Consider the following 19,351-nt stretch of genomic DNA (forward strand, 5'->3'; position numbering starts at 1 on the left):
GGCAGTCCAGTGTGAAGGATGCGTGCACGGCAGGCACGTGCCATTGGTCCTGTGCGGCTGAATGCGACAGGGAGTACCATCACCCACCCTTTGTCTTCTGGAACCGACCTGCATGCGTCCTGGTGCGACTACGCGCGACCGCTGGATCTGGATGACCTCTGCCGTACTGCTGGCGGCGACCATCGCGCTGGAACTGGTGGTGCCGCTGGGATACGCGGTGTGGCTGGCCTACTTCCTGGCCGTGGGTGTGAGCGTGTTCCAGCGCAGTGCGCGGGCGCCGTTCATCGTCGCCGTGGTGGCCTGCGTGCTTCTGGTGATCGGCTACAACATCGCACCGGACAGCAGCAATTCGGCATTCTCGTTCGTCAACCGCAGCATCGGTGGCGTCGCGTTCCTGATGATCGCGCTGATCGTCTCGCGCGCGATCCAGGCCCGGCGCCAGGCGATGCGCGCCCTCTGGTTGCAGGAGGCCGAGAACGCGGTGGCGATGAGCCTGCGCGGCGACCTCGGGCCGGAGCAGATCGCCGAGGCGGCAGCGACCAGCCTGGGCGCGCAGCTGGAGGCCGAGGTCGGTGCCGTCTATCGCCTGGAAGGCGGGCGGTTGCAGCTGACCGGTGGCCTGGCATTGCCAGCCGGCATGCCGGCGTCGCTGGCATTGCAGGAAGGTCTGGCCGGGCAGGTGGCGCGTGATGAACGCGTGCGCCACCTGCATGGTGATGACGCAGTCATGCTTGAACTGCAGACCAGCCTTGGCCGGCTGCCGGTACGCGAACGCATCCTTGCGCCGATCAACAGTGATGGCGCAGTGGTCGGCGTGATTGAACTGGGTCGTGCGCGGGTGGGAGAGCAGCGCGAGCTGGATCGTGAGTTGCTGGAACGCTGCTCCGAGACCATCGGCATGGCCCTGCGGGCCTCGCTGCTGCGCGCACAGCTGGTGGTGCTGCTGGAGGAATCGCAGCGCCAGGGCGAGGAACTCCAGGCCCAGCAGGAAGAGCTTCGCGTGGCCAACGAGGAGCTGGAGGAGCAGAGCCGCAGCCTGCAGCAGTCGCAGACCCACCTGGAAGAACAGCAGGCCGAGCTGGAACAGAGCAACGTCCAGCTGGAAGAACGCACCCACGAGCTGGAGGCGCAGAAGCAGGCACTGCTGGTCGCGCAGGGCCAGCTGGTGCGCAACAGCAACGAGCTGGCTGCGACCTCGCGCTACAAATCCGAATTCCTGGCCAACATGTCGCACGAGCTGCGCACTCCGCTGAACAGCTCGCTGATCCTGGCCAAGCTGCTGGCTGACAACAAGGATGGCACGCTGACCGAAGAGCAGGTGAAGTACGCCCGCGCGATCCTGTCGTCCAACAACGACCTTCTGGCGCTGATCAACGACATCCTGGACCTCTCGCGCATCGAGGCGGGCCATGTCGAGCTGGCCGATGAACTGGTGGTGGTGGACAGCGTGCTGCAACGCCTGCGTGAGACCTTCGAGCCGATGGCGCGGCAGAAAGGCCTGGCCCTGCAGATCGAGGCCGATGCACTGGCGCCAAGCCAGCTGGTGGCAGACAGCCAGCGCCTGCAGCAGATCCTGAAGAACCTGCTGGCCAATGCACTGAAGTTCACCGAACACGGCAAGGTCAGCCTGCAGGTCCGTGCAGGGGGGAACGGCCGTATCCGCTTCGAGGTCTGCGACAGCGGCATTGGCATTGCCCGCGAGCAGCTGCAGGTGATCTTCGAAGCCTTCCGCCAGGCCGACGGCAGTACCCGCCGCCGCTACGGTGGCACCGGCCTGGGCCTGTCGATCTCGCGTGACCTGGCCGAGCGCATGGGCGGCACCATCCATGTCGACAGTGAGCCGGGCCGTGGCAGCTGCTTCATCCTGGAGCTGCCGCTGCAGGGAACGCCTGCGCTTGAATCGGACGCGGCGCCCGCTGCCGCCGTCGTGGCACCAGCGGTTGCGCCTGTGCATGTGCCCGCGCCCGCTGCGCCGGTGATTGCGGCCGGCGCGAGCGCGGCCGCGGCCAGCGTGGCCGACGACCGTGGCCGGCGCCAGCGTGCAGGCCGGCTGATCCTGGCCGTGGAAGACGACGCCACCTTCGCCGAAGCGCTGGTGGTGCTGGCCCACGAGCTGGACTTCGACTGCGTGGTGGCCAGCACGGCGGAGGAAGCGCTGGCACTGGCCAGCGAGCTGCGCCCGAACGGCATCCTGCTCGATATCGGCCTGCCCGATGTGTCCGGCCTGAGCGTGCTGGAGCGCCTGAAGCGCAATCCGGATACCCGCCACATCCCGGTGCACGTGGTTTCGGCAATGGAACGCGGCCAGGTCGCACGCGAGCTGGGCGCGATCGGCTTCGCGATCAAGCCGACCACGCGCGAGCGTCTGGTGACGGCCATCGAGCAGCTGGAACAGACCAGCCAGCGCGACATGCGGCGGCTGCTGATCGTCGAGGATGACAACGAGCTGCGCCACAACCTGGAACTGCTGCTGGGCCGTGATCAGCTGCAGATCGTCGCCGTGGGTACCCTGGCCGGCGCGCTGGAACAGCTGAGTACGGTCACCTTCGACTGCATGGTGATGGACCTGTCGCTGCCCGATGGCAGTGGCTACGACCTGCTCGAGCACATGGCGGGCAACGATGACGTGGGTTTCCCGCCGGTGATCGTCTATACCGGGCGTGCGCTCAGCCGCGAGGAAGAGCAGCGCCTGCGCCGTTACTCGAAGAGCATCATCATCAAGGGCGCACGCTCGCCCGAACGCCTGCTGGACGAAGTGACCCTGTTCCTGCACAGCGTCGAGGCCAGCCTGCCCAGCGACCAGCAGCGCCTGCTGCGCGAGGCACGCCGCCGCGACACGGTGCTCGACGGCCGCACCGTGCTGCTGGCCGAAGACGATGTGCGCAACATCTTCGCGCTGTCCAGCGTGCTCGAACCGCTCGGCGTGACGCTGGAGATCGCCCGCAATGGCCAGGAAGCGGTCGATCGCCTGGCCGAGCGCGAGGTCGATCTGGTGCTGATGGACATCATGATGCCGGAGAAGGATGGCCTGGCCGCGATGCGCGAGATACGCGCGCAGCGCCACCTGCAGGACCTGCCGATCATCGCGCTGACCGCCAAGGCGATGCCGGACGACCGCGAGCGCTGCCTGCAGGCCGGCGCGAACGACTACATCGCCAAGCCCATCGATGTCGACAAGCTGGTTTCGCTGTGCCGGGTCTGGTGTTCCCGGCAATGAACGAGCAGGCCCTGTTCGACCTGGAATTGAAGGTGCTGCTGGAAGCGTTGTACCAGCGCTACCACTACGACTTCCGCAGCTACGCGGTGTCGTCGCTGCGGCGGCGCATCCGCCAGGCCATGCAGCGCTATGAGTGCGAGCGGCTGGCCGACCTGCAGCACCGCCTGCTGCACGAGCCGGACCTGTTCGCGCAGGCGATGCAGTTCTTCACCGTGCAGGTTTCGGAGATGTTCCGGGACCCGGCCTATTTCCGTGAGCTTCGCGAGCAGGTGGTGCCGGTGCTGCGCACCTATCCGTCGGTGAAGCTGTGGGTTGCCGGCTGCAGTACGGGCGAGGAGGTGTGGTCGCTGGCGATCCTGCTGCACGAGGAGGGCCTGCTCGAGCGCAGCATCGTCTATGCCACCGACATCAATCCGGCAGCGCTGGCCACCGCCGAAGCCGGCGCCTATGGCATCGACCGGATGGCCCAGTTCAGCCGCAACTACCTGGCGGCCGGTGGCACGGCATCGCTGTCCGACTATTACGCCACGGCCTACGACGGTGCGGTGTTCGACCGCCAGCTGCGTCGCAACGTGGTGTTCGCCGACCACAGCCTGGCCACCGACACCGTGTTCTCCGAAGTTCACCTGGTGTCGTGCCGCAACGTGCTGATCTATTTCAACCGCGACCTGCAGGACCGCGCGGTGGGCCTGTTCCGTGAAGCGCTGGTGCATCGCGGCTTCCTGGGCCTGGGCAGCAAGGAGTCGCTGCAGTTCGGTCGCCACCACGGTGCGTTCGAGGTCTGCTCGCGCGAGCATCGCCTGTACCGGAAGGTCGCCTGATGGCGTTGCCGACACGCCCGGCCGTGCTGGTGATCGGCGCCTCTGCTGGTGGGGTCGCGGCCCTGCAGGCGGTGCTGGGTGCGCTGCCCGCGACGCTGCCCGCGCCGGTGCTGGCAGTGCTGCACCTGCCGCGGGACCGCAGCAGCCGCATCGCCGAAGTGCTGGCGCCATACTGCGCACTGCCTGTGCGCGAGGCCGAGGACAAGCAGCCGCTGCAGCAGGGTACGGTGACCTTCGCGCCACCGGACTATCACCTGCTGGTGGAAGACGCCGGTTCGCTGGCGTTGTCGGTCGACGCACCGGTGCTGTTTTCGCGCCCGGCCATCGATCCGCTGTTCGAATCGGCTGCGGCGGTGTTCGGCGCGCAGGTGCTGGCCCTGTTGCTGACAGGTGCCAGCAGTGACGGCAGCGAAGGGGTGGCCGCGGTGCGCGCCGCTGGCGGCCGCGCCTGGCTGCAATGTCCCGAGGAGGCCGAGGCATCGATGATGCCGGCCTCCGCCCTGCAGCACGCTGGCGCCGATGCCGTGCTGCCCCTTGAACTGATGTGCCGTCGCCTGAAGGAGTTGTTTGCATGAACCTGCTGCCACCGGACCCTGCGCAGCCGCAGACCCCGGTCAACCTGCTGATCGTCGATGACGTGCCGCAGAACCTGGTAGCCATGCAGGCGCTGCTGCAGCGCGAGGGCGTGAACCTGCTGCTTGCGGGCTCGGGCGCGCAGGCGCTGGAGTTGCTGCTGGAGCACGAGGTGGCGCTGGCATTGCTGGACGTGCACATGCCAGAGATCGATGGCTTCACCCTGGCCGAGCTGATGCGCGGTTCGCACCGCAGCCGCACGGTGCCGATCATCTTCCTGACCGCCTCGCCGGATGACCCGGTGCGGGCGTTCAAGGGCTACGAAACCGGCGCAGTCGATTTCCTGCACAAGCCGGTGGCGCCGCAGGTGATCCTGAGCAAGGTCAATGTCTTCATCGAGCTGTACCAGCAGCGGCAGTTGCTGAAGGCGCGCAATGAGGCGCTGGAGCGTGCACTGAAGCTCAACGAGACGATGGCCGCGGTGCTGACCCATGACCTGCGCACGCCGCTGTCGGCAATCCTGCTGTGCGCGGACAAGCTGGCGCTGGAGTTGCCGGAGGACAACACGGGTGCGCAGCAGACGCTGGCTCACCTTGAGGCCAGCACCCTGCGCATGGCGCGGATGGTGGAGCAGTTGCTGGACTTTTCACGGATCCGCAGCGGCGGCCTGCGCCTGCAGGCCAGTGCCTGCGATCTTGCGGAGGTGACACGTGCGGTGGTGGCCGAAGCGGGCAGCGCCCACGGTCACGCCCGGGTCCATCTCGACATGCAGGGGGATACCCGCCTGCAGGGTGATCTGGACCGGCTGGGCCAGGTCGCCGCGAACCTGGTGGGCAACGCGCTCACCCATGGCAGCGAGGCGAGGGTGGAGGTGGACGGTCGCGATCCGCGCAGCGTGCTGCTGCGGGTGAGCAATCCCGGGCGGATCGACGATGCGCTGCTGCCACGCCTGTTCGAGCCGTTCAAAGCCAGCTTCCATCCCAGCAATGGCCTGGGTCTGGGCCTGTACATCGTTGACCAGTTCGTCCGCGCCCACGGTGGCCGCATCGGCGCGCGCAACGAAGCGGGGCAGGTGGTGTTCGAGGCGACGCTGCCACGGCGCGCTGAAAGCCCGGGAACCGCGGCAAGCTGAACTCTTCAGCAAGCGCGCCGTGGAGCTGAGACGGGCTCGTCCGCAACTGCTACCGTGGCGGTACACATTGCCAAGGAAGCACCATGCCACTGCGCGCGATCGCCTATGTCAGCCGGGCGCTGCCGGATCTTTCCGCTGGGCGGATGCAGGCGCTGGTCGACGACGCGGCCCGCTTCAACAAGATGGCCGGCGTGACCGGCGTGCTGCTGCACGACGGAACGCGTTTCCTGCAGTACATCGAAGGGCCGCCGGATGGCATCGATTCGGTCTACGAACGCATCCTGCAGGCCGGCAGCCATATCGACATCATCGAACTGGCGCGCGGTCGCCTGGGCCAGCGCCAGTTCCCATATTGGTCGATGCGCGCGTTGCCGGTGGAGGAGACTCTGCTGCGCCAGCTGTCTTCCAGTGACTGGTCGGGTTTTACCCGTGCCCTGGAGGGTGATCGCTCCGCGCCGACGCCGGTGGATCTGCTCGACAGCATTGTGCAGCCAGCGCTGCACGCCGGCTGAGCGTCAGTGTGAGGTGCCGCCGCCGCAATAGGCGGCATGCAGCGCCTGCAGCACGCCCACCGCGGGCCCTTCCAGCATGCGGTAGTGGATGGCCTGCGCCTCGCGCCGGGTCGCCACGATGTCCAGTTCACGCAGTACGGCAAGGTGCTGCGAGAGCGCTGACGCGCTCAGGCCTGTCAGCGCCTGCAGTTCTGGCACGGGTGCTTCGCCTTCGACCAGGCGGCACAGCACGCGCAGGCGGGCAGGATGGGCCAGGCTCTTGAGCAGGGCCGCCGCCTTCGACGCCTGTCCGGCCATCGCGGCGCTGTCGAGCGGGGGGCTGGTCATGGTTGACCTTCTTTGTTTGGAAATATCTAATTTAGATAAATCTAAATTAATCGGCAATCCCATGAACCATGTGAAAGAGGGCAGGGCGTGAGCCTCCCATGGGCTGCAGTGGCTGGCGGGGCGCTGATCGGCACCGCCGCAGTGCTGTTGCTCGCCACCCTCGGGCGCGTGGCCGGCATCAGCGGAATCGCCGCAGGCAGCCTGCGCGCAGCGAAAGGCGAGCGTGGCTGGCGCTGGGCCTTCCTGTTGGGACTGCTCGCGGCAGCCGGGCTGGTGCTGTGGTGGCAGTCACCGCCTGAGGCGTCGCCCCGGGCACTGCTGCGCGACGCCTTGCCTGCCTGGCAGTTGATCGGCGCCGGCCTGCTGGTGGGCTTCGGCACGCGCTTGGGCAGTGGCTGTACCAGTGGTCATGGCGTCTGTGGCATGGCCCGCGGCTCGAAGCGCTCGCTGCTGGCAGTGCTGGTGTTCATGGCCTGCGCGATGCTGACCACCTTCCTTGTCCGCCATGGCGGAGGCCTGGCATGAGCCGCGCGGTCCTGGCCGCCGCTGTGGCGGGTGCGCTGTCCGGCGCGGGGCTGGCGCTTTCGGGGATGACCGACGCGCGTCGAGTACTCGGTTTCCTCGACATCGCGGGTGATTTCGATCCCACCCTGATGTGGGTGCTCGGCTCGGCACTGCTGGTCAGTGCGGTCGGGCAGCGTTGGGTGCTGCGCCGCGCGCGGCCGTGGTTCGCGCTGCGCTTCGAGCTGCCCAGTGCACGTGATGTCGATGCTCGCCTGCTGCTGGGTGCCGCCATGTTCGGTATCGGCTGGGGATGGGCCGGTTATTGCCCGGGCCCCGCCATTGCCGGGCTGGCAGTCGCATCGCGTGAAGCGCTGTGGTTCGTGCCCGCCATGGTGGCGGGCTTCTGGCTTCACGGGCGCTTCGTGCGCTGAGGCTTCACCCCTGTGTCACGATGGATCGGGTCAGATCCACGGACCACGGGGAAAGGAGCGCAGAGGTATGGCACGGATGAAGTGGCAGGGAAGGGCGATGCTGGCCATGGCGCTGGCATCGGCGATCTCGCCGGCGTTGGCCTGCACGCGCGCGGTGTACCTGGGTGACAACGGCGACGTGATCACCGCCCGTTCGATGGACTGGAAGGTCGATGTGGCGACCAACCTCTACGTGCTGCCGCGTGGCATCGCACGCACCGGCCAGGCCGGCCCGAAGTCGCTGGCCTGGACCGCGCGCTATGGCAGCGTGGTGGCCACCGGCTACGACGTGTCGACCACGGACGGCATGAACGAGAAGGGCCTGGTGGCCAACCTGCTCTGGCTGGTGGAGTCGGAGTATCCGCAGCAACGTGGTAACAAGCCGGGCCTGGCGATCTCGCTGTGGGCGCAGTATGTGCTGGACAACTTCGCCACCGTAGACGAGGCGGTGGCCGCGTTGAAGCGCGAGCCGTACTCGATCGTTACCGACAAGGTGCCGGGCGAAGATCGCCAGGCGACGCTGCACCTGTCGCTGTCCGATGCCACCGGCGACAGCGCCATCGTCGAGTACATCGGCGGGCGGCAGGTGATCCATCATGACCGCCGCTACCAGGTGATGACCAACTCGCCGATCTTCGAGCAACAGCTGGCACTCAACAGCTACTGGCAGCAGATCGGTGGCACGGTGATGCTGCCGGGCACCAACCGCTCGTCCGACCGCTTCGCGCGTGCATCGTTCTACATCAACGCCATCCCCAAGGCTGAAGACCCGGTGGAAGCGCTGGCCAGCGTGTTCAGCGTGATCCGCAACGCGTCGGTGCCCTACGGCATCACCACGCCGGGCGAGCCGAACATTTCATCCACGCGCTGGCGCACCGTAGCCGACCACAAGCGGCGGTTGTACTTCTTCGAGTCGGCGTTGACCCCGAACACCTTCTGGGTCGATCTGAACAAGGTCGATTTCGGTGGCCAGGTGCTCAGGCTCGACCTTGGCAAGGACCAGCGCAACACGTTCGCCGGCGATGCACTGGGCCACTTCGTACCCAGCGCACCGTTCGCCTTCCTCGGTATCGACGGTTAGTTCGACGCCTGGCTGGAGGCCGGGTAAACCGCCTGGATCGTGCAGGCGCCGCGGGTGTACTGCGGCAGCGGGGCCAGCGAATCGCTGCGCAGGTCACCATTCTCGAAATCGGCGGTGAGGATGCGGTCACCGGGATTTCCGCAGATCAGGCCATTCTCCATGCCGGAGCGGAAGCTGAGCCGCGGTGCACGGTCGAGCTGGCGGCAGTGGCTGCCGAGCTCGACACGGTAGTAGCGGTGGCCACCATTGCGGCGCGGATTGGTTTCCACCAGCATGCCCTGCGGGTCGGACGACCACGCGCGGACGTTGCGGGCGGCGAAGCAGTACGAAGGCGAGCCGCCGAAGCCGCGGCGGATTTCCTTGCGCTCGCGGATGGTCACCGCGGGCAGGGTGGCCGCGCGCAGGCGGTCACTGCCGCGGGCGACGCTGGCATAGTCCCGGTTCTGCACCGGGGTGACGGCACTGATGGCGCAACTGCGGCCATCGACCACGACGCGCTCGCTGGGACGACCGCAGGCCCAGCCGGCAGGTGCTTCCAGCTTCAGCGTGGTGGCCGTGCGGACGCCGGGGCAGTCCTCGCTGAAGTCGATGCGATAGGCCTGGCCGGAGGCTGCGCGCAGCGCGATCGAGCGGGGTGAGGCCTGTTCCACTTCCTGCACGCCGACCGCGTCCATGCAGTGCGGGGCGGGGGGGGTACGTTCCTGTGCCGGCGCCGTAACAGCCAGCGCCAGGCCCAGACTCGCTGCGATGACCGCCAGTACGTGCTGATGGGTCATGACCTGCACTCCCTGCGTTGGATGACGGATCGACTATAGCAGCGGTTTGCACGGCCGTTGTTACACGCGCACACTGCCCGGATGGGCGCCATCTTCCACCTGCGGCACTACAGCCAGGCCACCGGCCTGGACCGCCATGACTACGCGCAGTGGGTGCTGCCGCTGCAGGGCGAACTGCAATTCGAGATGGAAGGCCGCGGTGGTCGCCTGGACCTGCTGCAGGGGGCCTTCGTCGCGGCTGGCGAAGCACATGACCAGATGGCCGATGGGCCGAATGGTTTCGTGATCGTCGACTGCCCGCCGGGTGTGCTCGATGACGGTACCCAGGAACATCTGTGCCGCCAGCGCTGGTTGCATCTGCCACTGGCACTGCGGCAGCGCCTGGCGCAGGTGCGTGAAGGCCACCCGTTGCCGTCCCTGCTGCCGCATCTGCTTCAGGTGTTTGCACCGGCCGGCAGTGGTGCGCGCATGCAGGGCCTGTGCGCGGCGGTGCAGGTCGATCCCGGCCAGGCGTGGCCGGTGGCGCGCATGGCCGCGTCGGTCGGGGTCAGCGAGAGCCGGTTGCACGCGCTGTTCCAGCGTGAGTTCGGGCTCAGCCCGCAGGCCTGGCTCAGTGCATGCCGGTTGCGCTGGGCCAAGCACCAGCTGCGCACCAGCGCGGCGCCGATCAGCGATATCGCGCTGGCCGCAGGCTATTCCGAGCAGAGTGCACTGACCCGAGCGCTGCGCCGTGAGTGCGGGCAGACGCCGGCCGCCTGGCGCAGGGGCAGCTCTTGGTAGAGGCGGGCATGCTCGCCTCTACACAAGCCGGTGTCCTGCAGGGCCGGGCTTTCCAGGCGCGCGGCCGGGCAGGGCAGTAGCCTCGGTCAAGAGCGCCCATCGGCCAGCGATTACACTGCGCGGCCTGTTCTCTCCCCCCGAAGAACCCGAATGCGCAACAACCCGATGGCCCTGGGCATCGCCAATGGCGTTGCCGCCGGTGCGCTGTGGGGCGTGGTCTTTCTCGCGCCCGCCGTGCTGCAATCGTTCAATGCCCTGCAACTGTCCGCCGGTCGCTACCTGGTCTATGGCCTGATTGCCGTCGCTCTGTTGCTGCCGCGCTGGAGGCGGTTGGCACCGCGGCTGGGCCGTGCCGAATGGTTCGGGCTGCTGTGGCTGAGCCTGGCCGGCAACCTGGTGTACTTCCTGCTGCTGGCCACGGCGGTGCAGTGGGCCGGTGGCGCGGCGGCGTCCTTGATTGTCGGCCTGATTCCGGTGGTGGTCACCCTGGTTGGCGTACGCGAGCACGGCGCGGTGCCGTTGAAGCAGTTGCTGCCAGCGCTGGGCCTGTGCGTGCTTGGCGTGGCGCTGGTGGGCTGGGAAGCATTGATGTCCGAGCACCTCGCAACACCGTGGCGGCAGCGCCTGATCGGCCTGCTGTGCGCATTCGGTGCGCTGTTCTCGTGGGCGCTGTACTCGATCGGCAACAGTCGTTGGCTGGCACGCCGGCCGGACCTGTCCAGCCACGACTGGTCGTTGCTGACCGGCGTCACCACCGGCGGCCTGGCCCTGCTGCTGGTGCCCATGGCCTTCATCGGCCACAGCGGCACCCACACGGCGGCACAGTGGGGGGGCTTCTGGGCGATCAGCGCTGGCGTGGCAGTGGTGGCCTCGATCCTCGGCAATGCGTTCTGGAACCGCGCCAGCCGCCTGCTGCCGTTGACCCTGACCGGGCAGATGATCGTGTTCGAAACCCTGTTCGCGCTCCTGTATGCCTTTGCCTGGCAGCAGCGCTGGCCCTCGCTTCTGGAAGCGCTGGCGATCGTGTTCCTGGTGGCCGGCGTGATGCTGTGCGCGCATGCCCATCGCACGCCACGGGCGATCGCCGAACATGCCGGCTGAATGCGGCCGTCAAGCGGGCTGATGGCTGCTTTGTCTCAGATGCAACCAAATGCCGGCACGTTGGCCGATGATCGCCGCAGCGGTTTTTTGCATCGCAGCACTTGACAGCGGCCCGGCGCACAGTGTTTTCTGTGCGTCATGGTCCTTGATGCCGCCCACGCCAGCCTGATCGCCCCCGCCACTGCGGGTCGTTCGACTGCGCCGGTCGCCACCACCACCATTACCACCACCACCGTCACCACTGCCCTGGTGCGGCCCGTCGTCTTCGTGTAACTCCCGAAAACCACGGCCCCGCACCATCCAGGTGGCGGGGAAACTCGACACCTGCATGCGACGGGGCCTCCTACCGAGGTCTGCATGTCTTCCCACGCCCCCGCCCATCCCGTTGCCCCGGCCGACCTGGCTGCGCCGTCCACTGTCGTGCACAAGTTCGGCGGCACCTCGGTGGCCGATGCCGAACGCTACCGCCATGTTGCCGGCCTGCTGCTGGCCCGCCCCGAATCGCTGCAGGTCACTGTTGTCTCCGCGATGAAGGGGGTCACCGACGCGCTGATCGAACTGGCGCAGTTGGCGGCCAAGGGCGATGAAGGCTGGCGCGAGGCCTGGCATGCGCTGCGCGCGCGCCATCGCGGCGCCGCCGTGGCGCTGCTGGGCGAGCAGGTGGGCGAGACCGTCGAATGGATCGACGCCCGCTTCGATCAGCTGGCCGAAGTGCTGGCGGCGCTGGCGGTGATCGGCGAGCTGCCGCGCGAGGTGCTGGACCGCGTGCAGGGCCTGGGCGAAGTGTTCTCCGCGCAGCTGCTCGGCACCCACCTGCGTGCCTTGGGCGAAGACTGCGCGGTGCTTGATGCACGCGATGTGCTGGTGGTCGGGCATGGCGAGCTGGGCGTCGATGTCGACTGGGAAGCCAGTGCCGACCGCCTCGCCCAATGGCGCCTGCAGCATCCGCAGCCGCGCCTGGTCGCCACCGGTTTCGTCGCACGTGATCGCGATGACCGCATCACCACCCTGGGTCGCAACGGCAGCGATTACTCCGGCGCGATCTTCGCGGCGCTGTTCAACGCCGATGAATTGCACATCTGGACCGATGTCGACGGCGTGCTGTCAGCCGACCCGCGGCTGGTGCCCGAAGCTGTGCAGCTGGAATCGCTGAGCTACGACGAGGCCTGCGAACTGGCCTACTTCGGCGCCAAGGTGGTGCACCCGCAGACGATGTCGCCGGCGATCCGCCTCGGCCTGCCGATCATCATCCGCAATACCTTCCAGCCGGCACATCCGGGTACGCGCATCAGTGCCGAGCGCTCGCCGCGTGGGCCGGTGAAGGGCCTGACCCTGAGCCCCGGGCTGGCCCTGCTGAACCTGGAAGGCACCGGCCTGATCGGCGTGCCGGGTACCGCCGAGCGCGTATTCGCCGCCCTGCGCCAGGCGCAGGTGTCGGTGGTGATGATCTCGCAGGGCTCGTCGGAGCATTCGATCTGCTGCGTGGTGCGCGCCGCCGAATCCGCACGTGGCCGTGAGGCGCTGCTGCACGCGTTCGCGCATGAACTGTCGGTCGGCCAGGTGCAGCGCGTGCAGGTCAGCGAGGGCGTCAGCGTACTGGCGGCGGTGGGTGACGGCATGGCTGGCCAGCCGGGTGTGGCCGCGCGCCTGTTCGAGGCACTGGGGCGTGCGCAGGTGAACATCCTGGCGATCGCGCAGGGCTCGTCCGAACGCAACATCTCGGTGGCGGTGGACAGTGCCGATGCCACTCGCGCGCTACGCGCGGCGCATGCCGGCTTCTGGCTGTCGCCGCAGACGTTTGCGGTGGGGGTGGTCGGGCCGGGCAACGTCGGCGCCGCGCTGCTGGACCAGCTGCTGGCGGCACGCCCGCAGCTGCTGGCCAAGGCCAACGTCGACCTGCGCCTGCGTGCACTGGCCTCGCGCTCGCGCATGCGGCTGGAAGCAGACGGCCTGCATGCGGACTGGCGCGAAGCGCTGCGGGACGCGGGCGAATCGAGTGACCTGGATCGCTTCACCGAACACCTGTTGGCCGCGCACCTGCCGCATGCGGTGGTGATCGACTGCAGTGGCAGTGCGGAGGTGGCCGAGCGCTATGAGGGCTGGCTGGCGGCCGGCATCCACGTGGTGACCCCGAACAAGCAGGCTGGTGCCGGGCCGCTGCCGCGCTACCAGCGCATCCGCGCTGCGGCGGCGGCCAGTGGTGCGCGTTTCCGCTACGAGGCCACCGTGGGCGCGGGCCTGCCGGTGATCACTACGCTGCGTGACCTGGTCGATACCGGCGACGAGGTGCTGGCCATCGAAGGCATCTTCTCCGGCACGCTGGCGTGGCTGTTCAACCGCTTCGATGGCAGCCAGCCGTTCTCGCAACTGGTCGCGCAGGCGCGCTCGATGGGCTACACCGAGCCGGACCCGCGTGATGATCTTTCGGGCGTGGACGTGGCGCGCAAGCTGGTGATCCTGGCCCGCGAAGCCGGCCACGCGCTCAGTCTTGAACAGGTGGAAGTGGAAAGCCTGGTGCCGGCGCTGCTGCGCGAGGGCAGCGTGGATGACTTCATGGCGCGGCTGGGCGAGTCCGACGCCAGCCTGCTGCAACGCCTGCAGGACGCGCGGGCACGGGGGGCGGTGCTGCGCTATGTGGCACAGCTGGGCGCCGACGGTGCCTCGGTGGGCCTGCAGGAACTGCCGGCCGATCACGCCTTCGCCAACCTGCGCCTGACCGACAACGTGGTGCAGTTCCGTACCCGCCGTTACTGCGACAACCCGTTGGTGGTGCAGGGGCCGGGGGCTGGCCCGGAAGTCACCGCGGCCGGTGTGTTCGCGGACCTGCTGCGGGTTGCCGCCGGCGAAGGAGCGCGGCTGTGATCGCATGTGCGTTCGCTCCCGCTTCGGTGGCCAACGTGGCGGTGGGCTTCGATATTCTTGGTCATGCCATCGCCGGTGTTGGCGATACCGTGAGTGTGCGCCGCATCGATGAGCCGGTGGTGCGCATCGAGGCGATCCGTGGCAGTGCCGTCGCGCTGCCCCTGGATGCCGCTAGAAACACGGCAGGCGCTGCATTGATGTCGCTGCGCGAAGGCCTGGGCCTGGATTTCGGTTTCGCGGTCGAGATCGACAAGGGCATTCCGTTCGGTTCCGGCATGGGCGGTTCGGCCGCGTCGAGTGTCGCGGCGCTGGTCGCCGCCAATGCGCTGCTGCAGGTCCCGCTGCCGCGCGAGGCGCTGTACCCGTTTGCGCTGGACGGCGAGGCGGTGGCCAGTGGCGGTCGCCACGGTGACAACGTCGGCCCGCTGCTGTTGGGCGGCCTGGCGCTGTGTACGGCCGATCGCCTGTTGCCGATCCCGGTACCTGCCAGCTGGCACAGCCTGCTGGTGCATCCGCATGCAGTGCTGGAAACGCGCCGTGCCCGCCAGGCCCTGCAGGGCAGCTATGCGCTGGGCGAGTTCGTGGCACAGAGCGCGAACCTCGCGCTGGTGCTCAGTGGCTGCCATCGCAGTGACGCGGCGCTGGTGCGCGCCGGCCTGCGCGATGTGCTGGTCGAACCGCGGCGGGCCGGATTGATCGTCGGCTTCGAGGCCGCCCGTGATGCGGCGCTGTCGGCCCATGCAATGGGCGCGGGCATCTCCGGCGCCGGGCCCAGCGTGTTCGCCTGGTTCGAGGATGCCGACCAGACCCGCGCCGCCGTGGCGCCGGTGCAGGCAGCGTTCGCTGCGGCCGGCTTCGACAGTGATGCCTGGGTGTCGCCGCTGGATGCGCCGGGAGCCCGGCTGTGCTGAATCCTTCCCCTTCTCTGGATACCGAACCGATGTATTTCGTTTCCACCCGCGGCCAGTCGCCGGCCGTTGGCCTCAGCGCGGCGATCGCCGCCGGATTGGCGCCCGATGGCGGGCTGTATGTCCCCGAGCGTCTGCCGGCCCCCCGCGAACTGCAGGCCGGGGCGACCCTGGCCGATACCGCCGCCGATCTGCTGGCGCCGTTCTTTGCTGGTGACGCACTTGAGGCTGCGCTTCCGGCGATCTGCCGAGAGGCGTTCGACTTCCCGGTGCCGCTGCGCGCGCTCGGCGACGGTGATCACGTGCTGGAGCTGTTCCATGGGCCGACGGCGGCGTTCAAGGATATTGGCGCGCGCTTCCTGGCCGGTACGCTGTCGCGGCTGCAGGCCGGCAAGGGCCGCGACCTGACGATCGTCGTCGCCACGTCCGGCGATACCGGTGCTGCAGTGGCGGCGGCCTTCCATCGCCAGCCGGGCGTGCGCGTGGTGGTGCTGTACCCGGATGGCCGCGTGTCCCCGCGCCAGGCACACCAGCTCGGTTGTTTCGGCGACAACATCCAGGCCCTGCGTGTGGCGGGTGCATTCGACGATTGCCAGGCGATGGTCAAGCAGGCGCTGGCCGACTGCGAACTGCAGGCGCAGGTGCCGTTGAGCTCGGCCAACAGCATCAGCCTGGGCCGCCTGCTGCCGCAGATGAGCTACTACGCGCATGCAGCGTTGACCCACTACGCCACGCATCGTCGCCGGCTCAATCTGGTGGTGCCAACCGGCAACCTGGGCAATGCGATGGCGGCGGTGCTGGCGCGCGCGCTGGGCGTGCCGATCGGGCAGATCGTGCTGGCCACCAATGCCAATGCCGTGCTGCCGGCGTACTTCAATGGTGGCGACTACCAGCCGCAGGCCAGTGTGGCCACGGTGGCCAATGCAATGGACGTGGGGGCGCCAAGCAACTTCGAGCGACTGCGCTGGCTCTACCACGGCGACGACGCGGAACTGCGTGCTGCGTTCCGTGCGTTCGCGGTGGATGACGTGACCATCCGCGCGACGATTGCGGCAGCGCATGCCGGCCGCGGCGAGCTGTTCTGCCCGCACACGGCGACGGCGGTGAAGGTGCTGCAGGATCTGCGGGCGCGTGGTGCCAAGGGCGACTGGGCGGTGGTGGCTACGGCGCACCCCGCGAAGTTCGAGGCCGTGGTCGAGCCGCTGATTGGCGAAGCGGTGGCGGTGCCGCCTGCGCTGGATGCGTTGCTGCAGCGGCCGGCGCACGCCGAGCCGTTGGCGGCTGATTACGCGGCGTTGCGTGAGGTGTTGCTGCGCTGATCAATGGCGTCTGGGATTGCCGGCCGCTGGCCGGCACCCCCATGAACCGCGATACGGTCAGATCAACCCTTCGCCGGCCAGCGTACGCAGCCCATCCTCGTCGAGGATCTCCACCACGTTCAGGTGGGGCAGGGCGATCAGCCCCTGCTGGCGCAGCTTGGTGAAGGTGCGGCTGACCGTTTCCATGGTCAGGCCCAGATGGTCGGCAATATCGCCGCGGCCCATCGGCAGCGACACGCGCAGGCCGTCGCCGCCCAGCTTGGCCTCGCGCGCGGCCAGGCGCAGCAGGAAATCGGCCAGCTTCTCGGCCGGCTGCAGGCGCGCCAGGGCCAGTGCAGCATCCTGCGCGGCATCCAGCTCCTGGCAGGCGCGCTGCAGCAGCTTGCGCTCCAGGTGCGGGAAGCGGCTGCGCAGTGCCTTCATCTGTGGCAGCGCGACGCGGCACACGCGGCTGTCGGCGATGGCCTCGATGTCGTAGCGGTGATGGTCGCTGCCGCTCAAGCCCAGGTAGTCGCCGGGCAGCACGAAACCGTTGATCTGGCGGCGGCCGTCAGCCAGGGTACGCACCAGGCGCAGTGCGCCGGCGGTCAATGTATAGACATGGTCGCGCTCTTCGCCGGTGCGGGCCAGCGTGCTGCCCATGCCGACCTGCTGCGAAACGGTGACCTGTTCCAGCGCCTGCACTTCATCGGGCGACAGCGCCGAGCACACCGCAAGGTGGCGAACCGAGCAGTGCATGCAGTCGAGCGTGGTGCAGGACGGCGAGGCGGGATCGTTGGTGGCGGGCGGAGCGCCGGAAGGCCGGGACATGTTGCGTGGGCGTATCGCGGGCGGGGGAGGGCCTTATGATACTTCAAGCGGCCGTTCGACCCTGCCCGAGGCGGGGGCGCTAGAATGTCGCCCCCTCCCACGTCCCGTTCCAGCAGGAGTTCCGCCCGTGATCAAGCCCCGTACCCCGCCCGGCACCCTTGAACTGCTGCCGCGCGAGCAGATTGCGTTCCAGCGCATGCTGGACGTCATCCGCCGCAACTACGAGCGCTTCGGGTTCCTGCCGGTGGAGACGCCGGTGTTCGAGCTGTCCGACGTGCTGCTGACCAAGTCCGGTGGCGAGACCGAGCGCCAGGTGTACTTCGTGCAGTCCACCGGTGCGCTGGCAAATGCCGCCGAATTGGGTGACCGTTCGCTGCCGGAAATGGCGCTGCGCTTCGACCTGACCGTGCCGCTGGCGCGCTACGTGGCCGAGCACGAACACGAACTGACCTTCCCGTTCCGCCGTTACCAGATGCAGCGCGTCTACCGTGGCGAGCGTGCCCAGCGCGGCCGTTTCCGCGAGTTCTACCAGTGCGACATCGACGTGATCGGCAAGGACAGCCTGAGCGTGCGCTACGACGCCGAAGTGCTGGCGGTCATCCATGCGGTGTTCTCGGAACTGCGCATCGGTGATTTCAGCATCCAGCTGAACAACCGCAAGCTGATGCGCGGCTTCTTCGAGAGCCTGGGCGTGGCCGAAGGCGAGCGCCAGCTGGCGGTGCTGCGCGAAGTGGACAAGCTGGACAAGCGCGGCGCCGACTATGTGCGCGAGACGCTGGTGGGTGAGGGCTTCAACATCCCGGCCGAACAGGTCGAGAAGATCCTGGCGTTCGTCGCCGTGCGTTCGCAGGGCCATGCCGATGCGCTGGCGCAGCTGGCCACGCTGGAAGCCGATGCCGGTTCCTCGGACATCCTGCGAACCGGCGTGGCCGAACTGCGCGAAGTGCTGCAGCTGGTGCAGGCGCTGGGCGTGCCGGAAAGCGCGTACTGCCTGAACTTCTCCATTGCGCGCGGCCTGGACTACTACACCGGCACTGTCTACGAGACCACGCTGACCGACCACCCGCAGATCGGTTCGATCTGCTCGGGCGGCCGTTACGAAGACCTGGCCAGCCACTACAGCAAGTCGAAGCTGCCGGGCGTGGGTATCTCCATCGGCCTGTCGCGCCTGTTCTGGCAGCTGCGCGAGGCGGGTCTGATCGACGGCATCGAGGCCAGCAGCGTGCAGGCGCTGGTGGCGCTGATGGACGAGCAGGGCATGCCGCAGTCGCTGGACATCGCGCGCCGCCTGCGTGCCGGTGGCATCAACACCGAAGTGCAGATGGAGCCGAAGAAGATCGGCAAGCAGTTCCAGTACGCAGCCAAGGCCGGCATCCGCTTCGTGGTGCTGGCCGGTGAGGACGAGCTGGCGCGCGGCGTGGTGGCGGTGAAGGACCTGTTGCGCGAGCAGCAGTTCGAAGTCTCCCGCGACGAGCTGGCCAGCACCCTGCAGGTGGAGCTGGAGCAGTCCAAGGCGATGGCGTGATGCGGGCCGTCGCAGGGGCGTTGGAGAACATCAAGCCCCTGCCGAGCCGGCAGGGCAGCCTGTTCGGGGAGTGCCTGCGGCGCGGAGCGCTGCACGCGGAGGTGCGCTGCCTGCCCTGAGTCGGGCCAGGTTGGTGATTTGAACGTAGAGCGCCCACCCTTGGTGGGCGTTTTGCGTTTCCGCGATCCGGTGCAGGGGCCAGATCCGTTTTCCAAAGGCAAACGGATCTGACCCCATGAGCCCCCGAGTTGACGCACTGCGCAAGAATGCGCTAATGTACTAACGCGCTATTACATTGATGCATGGAAACGACTCCGTGAAAGCCCGCCCCGAGATTGCCGCCAAAGACCCGAAGGCCGACCTGGAAGCCCTGGCCCTGGCCTTTGCCGCCCTGTGCGAGCCGGACCAAGTCGAAGCTTTCCTGCGTGACTTGTGCACCCCGGCCGAGCTGGAAGCCATGGCTGACCGCTGGAAGGTGGTGCCGCTGTTGCAGCTGGGCGTGCCCTATCGCGAGATCCACGAGCGCACCGGCGTCAGCGTGACCACCACCGGACGGGTGGCACGCACGCTCGAGCATGGCCATCGAGGCTATGCCGCCGCTATCGACCGCCTTGCTCTGCGCTGATCCGCGCC

General features: G+C 68.0%; 19 protein-coding genes. 15 read left to right on the forward strand and 4 right to left on the reverse strand.

The genetic code is table 11. The features are described 5' to 3' along the window. The first annotated feature begins 112 nt into the window (after nucleotides 1-112). From V3B30_RS14235 to V3B30_RS14255, 5 genes are all read left to right on the forward strand, one after another. On the forward strand, nucleotides 113-3,217 hold the full coding sequence (locus V3B30_RS14235) for a response regulator (RefSeq protein ID WP_262083814.1): 3,105 nt from the start codon (nucleotides 113-115) through the stop codon (nucleotides 3,215-3,217). Then, nucleotides 3,214-4,038: a CheR family methyltransferase gene (locus tag V3B30_RS14240; RefSeq protein WP_014036988.1), complete on the forward strand. Its 825-nt coding sequence runs from the start codon at nucleotides 3,214-3,216 to the stop codon at nucleotides 4,036-4,038. Before V3B30_RS14235 ends, V3B30_RS14240 begins: the two co-directional genes overlap by 4 nt. Then, nucleotides 4,038-4,613, forward strand: a complete 576-nt coding sequence (locus V3B30_RS14245; RefSeq protein ID WP_100472098.1) for a chemotaxis protein CheB — start codon at nucleotides 4,038-4,040, stop codon at nucleotides 4,611-4,613. Before V3B30_RS14240 ends, V3B30_RS14245 begins: the two co-directional genes overlap by 1 nt. Continuing rightward, nucleotides 4,610-5,743, forward strand: a complete 1,134-nt coding sequence (locus tag V3B30_RS14250) for a hybrid sensor histidine kinase/response regulator (protein ID WP_262083813.1) — start codon at nucleotides 4,610-4,612, stop codon at nucleotides 5,741-5,743. The genes V3B30_RS14245 and V3B30_RS14250 overlap by 4 nt, the downstream gene beginning before the upstream one ends. Before the next feature lie 83 nt (nucleotides 5,744-5,826). Continuing rightward, nucleotides 5,827-6,255: a BLUF domain-containing protein gene (locus V3B30_RS14255; RefSeq protein ID WP_100472100.1), complete on the forward strand. Its 429-nt coding sequence runs from the start codon at nucleotides 5,827-5,829 to the stop codon at nucleotides 6,253-6,255. Between the two features lie 3 nt (nucleotides 6,256-6,258). Here the strand turns inward: V3B30_RS14255 and V3B30_RS14260 are convergent, their stop codons facing one another. After that, nucleotides 6,259-6,582: a metalloregulator ArsR/SmtB family transcription factor gene (locus V3B30_RS14260; RefSeq protein ID WP_100472101.1), complete on the reverse strand. Its 324-nt coding sequence runs from the start codon at nucleotides 6,580-6,582 to the stop codon at nucleotides 6,259-6,261. Nucleotides 6,583-6,669: 87 nt separating this feature from the next. Here V3B30_RS14260 and V3B30_RS14265 point away from each other — a divergent pair, with 87 nt between their 5' ends. The 3 genes from V3B30_RS14265 to V3B30_RS14275 all read left to right on the forward strand — a co-directional run bounded on the left by V3B30_RS14265 (nucleotide 6,670) and on the right by V3B30_RS14275 (nucleotide 8,637). Continuing rightward, nucleotides 6,670-7,107, forward strand: coding sequence for a YeeE/YedE thiosulfate transporter family protein (locus V3B30_RS14265; protein ID WP_262083812.1), 438 nt, complete (start codon nucleotides 6,670-6,672; stop codon nucleotides 7,105-7,107). Continuing rightward, complete coding sequence (locus tag V3B30_RS14270) at nucleotides 7,104-7,517, forward strand: DUF6691 family protein (protein ID WP_262083811.1); 414 nt, start codon at nucleotides 7,104-7,106, stop codon at nucleotides 7,515-7,517. Before V3B30_RS14265 ends, V3B30_RS14270 begins: the two co-directional genes overlap by 4 nt. Nucleotides 7,518-7,584: 67 nt before the next feature. Then, the gene (locus tag V3B30_RS14275) at nucleotides 7,585-8,637 is read left to right on the forward strand and encodes a linear amide C-N hydrolase (RefSeq protein ID WP_262083810.1); all 1,053 of its coding nucleotides are present in this window, start codon (nucleotides 7,585-7,587) and stop codon (nucleotides 8,635-8,637) included. Here V3B30_RS14275 and V3B30_RS14280 read toward each other — a convergent pair. Then, nucleotides 8,634-9,413, reverse strand: coding sequence for a DUF6491 family protein (locus V3B30_RS14280; RefSeq protein ID WP_262083809.1), 780 nt, complete (start codon nucleotides 9,411-9,413; stop codon nucleotides 8,634-8,636). The genes V3B30_RS14275 and V3B30_RS14280 overlap by 4 nt on opposite strands. A gap of 81 nt (nucleotides 9,414-9,494) precedes the next feature. Here V3B30_RS14280 and V3B30_RS14285 point away from each other — a divergent pair, with 81 nt between their 5' ends. Together V3B30_RS14285 and V3B30_RS14290 are read left to right on the forward strand one after the other, a co-directional pair. Beyond that, nucleotides 9,495-10,193 (forward strand): AraC family transcriptional regulator, encoded by a 699-nt coding sequence (locus tag V3B30_RS14285; protein ID WP_100472106.1) that lies wholly within the window; start codon nucleotides 9,495-9,497, stop codon nucleotides 10,191-10,193. A gap of 150 nt (nucleotides 10,194-10,343) precedes the next feature. Further along, nucleotides 10,344-11,294, forward strand: coding sequence for a DMT family transporter (locus V3B30_RS14290; protein WP_100472107.1), 951 nt, complete (start codon nucleotides 10,344-10,346; stop codon nucleotides 11,292-11,294). Between the two features lie 9 nt (nucleotides 11,295-11,303). On the opposite strand, the gene V3B30_RS14295 is transcribed toward V3B30_RS14290, so the two are convergent. Further along, nucleotides 11,304-11,624: a hypothetical protein gene (locus V3B30_RS14295; RefSeq protein ID WP_262083808.1), complete on the reverse strand. Its 321-nt coding sequence runs from the start codon at nucleotides 11,622-11,624 to the stop codon at nucleotides 11,304-11,306. 27 nt (nucleotides 11,625-11,651) lie between these two features. Here V3B30_RS14295 and thrA point away from each other — a divergent pair, with 27 nt between their 5' ends. From thrA to thrC, 3 genes are read left to right on the forward strand one after another with little or no spacing between them, the layout of a single operon-like run. Continuing rightward, on the forward strand, nucleotides 11,652-14,156 hold the full coding sequence (gene thrA, locus V3B30_RS14300; RefSeq protein WP_262083807.1) for a bifunctional aspartate kinase/homoserine dehydrogenase I: 2,505 nt from the start codon (nucleotides 11,652-11,654) through the stop codon (nucleotides 14,154-14,156). Next, the gene (locus V3B30_RS14305) at nucleotides 14,153-15,067 is read left to right on the forward strand and encodes a homoserine kinase (RefSeq protein WP_262083806.1); all 915 of its coding nucleotides are present in this window, start codon (nucleotides 14,153-14,155) and stop codon (nucleotides 15,065-15,067) included. The genes thrA and V3B30_RS14305 overlap by 4 nt, the downstream gene beginning before the upstream one ends. 29 nt (nucleotides 15,068-15,096) lie before the next feature. Next, nucleotides 15,097-16,383, forward strand: coding sequence for a threonine synthase (gene thrC / locus V3B30_RS14310; RefSeq protein ID WP_262083805.1), 1,287 nt, complete (start codon nucleotides 15,097-15,099; stop codon nucleotides 16,381-16,383). Between the two features lie 57 nt (nucleotides 16,384-16,440). On the opposite strand, the gene V3B30_RS14315 is transcribed toward thrC, so the two are convergent. Then, nucleotides 16,441-17,193 carry a helix-turn-helix domain-containing protein gene (locus V3B30_RS14315; RefSeq protein WP_049424744.1) on the reverse strand — a complete coding sequence of 251 codons (753 nt, stop codon included), beginning with the start codon at nucleotides 17,191-17,193 and terminating at the stop codon, nucleotides 16,441-16,443. Between the two features lie 127 nt (nucleotides 17,194-17,320). On the opposite strand from V3B30_RS14315, the gene hisS reads away from it, so the two are divergent. Then, a complete protein-coding gene (gene hisS, locus V3B30_RS14320; protein ID WP_262083804.1) occupies nucleotides 17,321-18,718 on the forward strand; it encodes a histidine--tRNA ligase in 1,398 nt (465 codons plus the stop codon). 298 nt (nucleotides 18,719-19,016) lie between these two features. Continuing rightward, nucleotides 19,017-19,343, forward strand: a complete 327-nt coding sequence (locus tag V3B30_RS14325; RefSeq protein WP_262083803.1) for a YerC/YecD family TrpR-related protein — start codon at nucleotides 19,017-19,019, stop codon at nucleotides 19,341-19,343. Nucleotides 19,344-19,351: the final 8 nt, after the last annotated feature.

The sequence above is a fragment of the Stenotrophomonas sp. SMYL41 genome, from assembly GCF_036319965.1.
GTDB classification, from domain to species: Bacteria; Pseudomonadota; Gammaproteobacteria; order Xanthomonadales; family Xanthomonadaceae; genus Stenotrophomonas; species Stenotrophomonas maltophilia_R.